The following is a 3,706-nucleotide window of genomic DNA, read 5'->3' as shown; positions in this document are numbered from 1 at the left end:
TGCTCATGCTGAGTTTCCAGCACTAGATTAACTGCCCGTTCACGGACTTCCGGAGAGTAACGTTTGGTCGTTGTCATAGAGACCTCCACTTTTAAAGTATAGACTCTAATTTATCCGGGGTGATTCAGTTTATCACCGAATCGCCGCGCTGGCTGATTTCCATCAACCGCCGCGAGGAAGCGCGCCGTATTTTGATTAATCTGCGCGGTACCGACAAGGTGGAAAAAGAGCTGCGCATCACCGAACGGCTGAATGAAAAAAAACAGCACGAGGTCAGCTGGCGGGAATTATGGCGCGGTCCCGCGCGGCACATCATGATAACCGGTGCGCTGGTCGCTTTTTTGTGCAACGCCTGCGGCATTAATCTGGTTATCTACTTTGCGCCGCAGATCTTGCAGTCCAGCGGTTTCGATACCAACACCGCCTGGTTAGGCACCCTGGGCCTCGGCGCAACCAATGTGGTGTTTACCCTGGTGGGTATGCTAATGGTGGATAAAATCGGCCGCCGGCCGCTGCTTATTGGCGGCGCAATTGGGCTGACGCTTTGCATGATCCTGCTGGCATCCACCTTTACCTTCGCGCCCTTCGCCGGCAGCGACTGGCTGGCGCTGACCGCGCTGACCGGTTACATCATCATGTATGCCATCAGCCCGGGCGTAATCTGTTTCCTGATCATTTCCGAAATAGCGCCGCTGCGCGCGCGCGCCAAAGTAACCAGCCTATCAATCTTCATTAACTTCACCGCCAATCTGATGGTCGCGCTGCTCTCATTGCCCATGCTCGCCCGGTTGGGCGCCGCTTCAACCTTTTGGATCTTTGCCGTCATCTGCGCCAGCCTTGTCTGGTTCAGTTTTCATGTGCCGGAAACCCGTGGCAAAAGTCTGGAAGATGTGGAGCTGTATTTCCGGCAACGTTACCGTGAACGGCAACGTCAGATGAGCGCCAGAACCGCGGGAAGCGGATTGTCTCCTGTCCACCGGGCGCAGGCGGCGAGGCAAAACGGCAGGCCCATTGAGGGTACGGAGCGGCCAATGACCGGCGTGGGCGGCTGGGGCAGGCGTCGGTAACAACTACGGCACGTTTGGCTGAAGTTTAGCCTCAATGTGAGACAGTAATGTCTCTCACCTTCTTTCTTCTTTGATTATTTATTCTCCGGTTGGGCATGTTATGCCCAATTTTTTTCCGCAGCAGCGTCCGCTCCTGGCAGGATGGGTTTAAGGGCACTTATGTATCCGTGAAGGGATGCCGGGGCAGAGTTTCCCCTCTTCATGAGGATGAAGGAAGGGCCAGCAACAGGATGCGGGCAAAGGCGTCGCCCGAACGCGTTAGGGAACCAATTACCGTGCGGAACCGGCACACCGGCCCCGCAGAACATTAACGTCCCGAGGACGGCACCGCCGGTAAAGCGAGCGCAGACGCGTTATTTCGCCGCATCTTGCTGCGCGTAAATGAGCAGCGCGTGGCGAATCATATTCAGCTTGGAGCGATTCGTCTGCTGACACAGTTTTTCCAGCGTCTCATACTCATATTGATTAAAAGGCACCCGAATCGCTTTATAGTCCCGCGGCGCTTCTTTATCTACCTGGCGCTCCGCCGTTCTTACGCCGTCCGCCGCCGCGGCGAACTCTTCAATGCGCCGCTCCACGTCCTGTGAAGGGGTAACGATCTCTCTGCGTTTAACCATTAGATAAGCTCCTGTACCAGGCATTGTAACTCAGCTTTCGCTTTCGAGTTGTTCATTTCCACGACGCCTTTACCTTCCGACATGCCGTCACGGTAGATTTTGCGATCGCGAATAACCGTCGACAGCAGCTTAAGTTGCGGGTAATCACGCAGATAGGCGCGGGCTTCGGCGGTTTCATTAATGACAGGATTGGTGGGCGCCATGGTCAACATCGCCACCGCCCGCAGCGCCGGATTAATATCCTGCGCTTCGGTAATAATCTCATTCATGCGCGGCAGCGTGTCCAAATCCGGCTGCGACGGGCGAAACGGCACCAGGATAATATCCGCCGCCGTCATGCCGGTACGCGCCTCACGGCTGTCGCGACCGGCGGTATCGACCACCACATAGTCATAGCGCGCCTTCAGATCCAGCAGCGTTTCGCGAATATTATCGAACTTCTGGATACTGTGGATGGTATTGAGTTCGCCGGCGTTGTTTCGGTCGCTAATCCAGTTAGACGACGTTCCCTGCCGATCGGCATCGACAAGTACCACGTCCTTCCCCTGTCTGACCAGTTCGCTGGCAATATTGACGCACGTGGTGGATTTACCGCAGCCGCCTTTTTGGCTGCCGATAAGAATGATCATACTACCGCCTTACAATTCCGGTGCTTAAGCGGTACCAATAAAACACTAAATTTGTCGTATAATCAACTGGCTTGCAGCACAAGCCCCTTTTTTCGCTAAAAAAAGGCGCCTGCGGCGGCGCCCTCCTCGTTCAAATGGCGTAAACCGGCTTCGCCGTCGTCGTCATCGCGACGACTGGCCATCGCCAAAACTCGCGTCTGACGCCACAGCGCGAGCCGCTCCGGGCGAGTCCGCCTGAAGCCGGCATGCGCGATAGGTGCTAGCGGCATTAGCCGCCATGAGTCATTGCAAAATGCAACAATCGGCGGCATAAGTGTAAGCAATGCGAAAAGATCCCCTCCGTTAAGAGTTTTCATATTTCTCCTCACCCGCCGTTGCTCTATGTTCTTTTTTCGTCATTGCCGTCCCGGTAGGGGCGAACATTAATCCGATCAATCCGTGATAGGCGGTACTATGAAAAAAATGAACATCATGCTTTTTTCGGGCGCGTTGCTGACACTGGCCTGCGCTCCGACATTCGCTCAAGGCGAACAGCCCAACGGCGGCGCGGGCAATGGTCAACAACAGGCAAAGCTTCCCCAGCCGCACGCCGGCGGGCAGCAACAAGGGGGACAGCCCGGTGGAGCGCCGCAAAACGGTGGCAAAAATCAGAACGCCCATGCCACCAACAAGGCGCACCAAGGTCAACCGCAAGGGCAACGAAAAGCAGACCACGCTTTTCGTCAGGGCCATGCCTTACCCCACCAATATCGCGCCAAGCAATATTACGTCGACGATGGGCGCGCGCGCGGACTGAAAGCGCCGCCGAGCGGTCATCGCTGGGTACGGGTGAATAATGACTACCTGTTGATTGCAATCACCACCGGCGTGATTACTTCCATTATCACGCATCCCTAAGACAGTGTCCGCCGGCGGTGGCGCATTAAGGGGAGACTAGCCGGAATGGTGACTTATTTAGCGGACTCCTATTGCGCCTATGTGACCGGCGTGACTCTGGTTATCGACGGCGGCTTGCTGTTGCTATGGAATTATCCCAAGCCGTAAGCAGAAATAACGCTGTCGCGGCTCAGCCAACCCTGGCGGTTGTGGATTAATCGGGATAAGCGGCATTGGGGGTCATCGAGCACTGCTCGGCTGCGAAGTGGTGAAAGGGGATGCTTTAGCAGATAAGAGACCGTTTTCGCCGGCGAAGCTTTAACCAGCGTGCAGCACTTTTGCTGCGGGAGTGAAAGTGAAGCGTTAGGGCATGTGTCACTGCTTTATTCGTGAGGCTGTAAAATAATCTGTGTAAATGGCATTTTTAGCAAAACCTTTAAAGGACTACAAAATGCCTATCAGCAACGATCTTATTGACCAATTGCTCCAGGATTGCCACTCCCCTCAGGACCTGTTG

General features: G+C 55.1%; 4 protein-coding genes. 2 read left to right on the top strand and 2 right to left on the bottom strand.

Features of this window, described 5'->3' with window-relative positions:
* The first annotated feature begins 119 nt into the window (after positions 1-119).
* On the top strand, positions 120-1,067 hold the full coding sequence (locus CINSTRO3249_RS13945) for an MFS transporter (protein WP_074013710.1): 948 nt from the start codon (positions 120-122) through the stop codon (positions 1,065-1,067).
* A 353-nt stretch (positions 1,068-1,420) separates the two neighbouring features.
* On the opposite strand, the gene CINSTRO3249_RS13940 is transcribed toward CINSTRO3249_RS13945, so the two are convergent.
* Both CINSTRO3249_RS13940 and CINSTRO3249_RS13935 read right to left on the bottom strand, forming a co-directional pair.
* Positions 1,421-1,684, bottom strand: coding sequence for a hypothetical protein (locus CINSTRO3249_RS13940; RefSeq protein WP_074013709.1), 264 nt, complete (start codon positions 1,682-1,684; stop codon positions 1,421-1,423).
* The gene (locus CINSTRO3249_RS13935; protein WP_074013708.1) at positions 1,684-2,313 is read right to left on the bottom strand and encodes an AAA family ATPase; all 630 of its coding nucleotides are present in this window, start codon (positions 2,311-2,313) and stop codon (positions 1,684-1,686) included. The genes CINSTRO3249_RS13940 and CINSTRO3249_RS13935 overlap by 1 nt, the downstream gene beginning before the upstream one ends.
* A gap of 453 nt (positions 2,314-2,766) precedes the next feature.
* Here CINSTRO3249_RS13935 and CINSTRO3249_RS13925 point away from each other — a divergent pair, with 453 nt between their 5' ends.
* Positions 2,767-3,210, top strand: coding sequence for an RcnB family protein (locus CINSTRO3249_RS13925; RefSeq protein ID WP_074013706.1), 444 nt, complete (start codon positions 2,767-2,769; stop codon positions 3,208-3,210).
* Positions 3,211-3,706: the final 496 nt, after the last annotated feature.

The sequence above is a fragment of the Candidatus Sodalis sp. SoCistrobi genome (assembly GCF_900143145.1).
Lineage (GTDB): Bacteria > Pseudomonadota > Gammaproteobacteria > Enterobacterales > Enterobacteriaceae > SoCistrobi.
Note: the sequence above shows the minus strand (reverse complement) of the source record. Positions and strands in the feature narration are given on the sequence as shown.

Coding starts and splice junctions, on each gene's coding strand:
- CINSTRO3249_RS13940 (WP_074013709.1), bottom strand. CDS start 1,684: ATGGTTAAACGCAGAGAGATCGTTACCCCTTCACAGGACGTGGAGCGG.
- CINSTRO3249_RS13935 (WP_074013708.1), bottom strand. CDS start 2,313: ATGATCATTCTTATCGGCAGCCAAAAAGGCGGCTGCGGTAAATCCACC.
- CINSTRO3249_RS13925 (WP_074013706.1), top strand. CDS start 2,767: ATGAAAAAAATGAACATCATGCTTTTTTCGGGCGCGTTGCTGACACTG.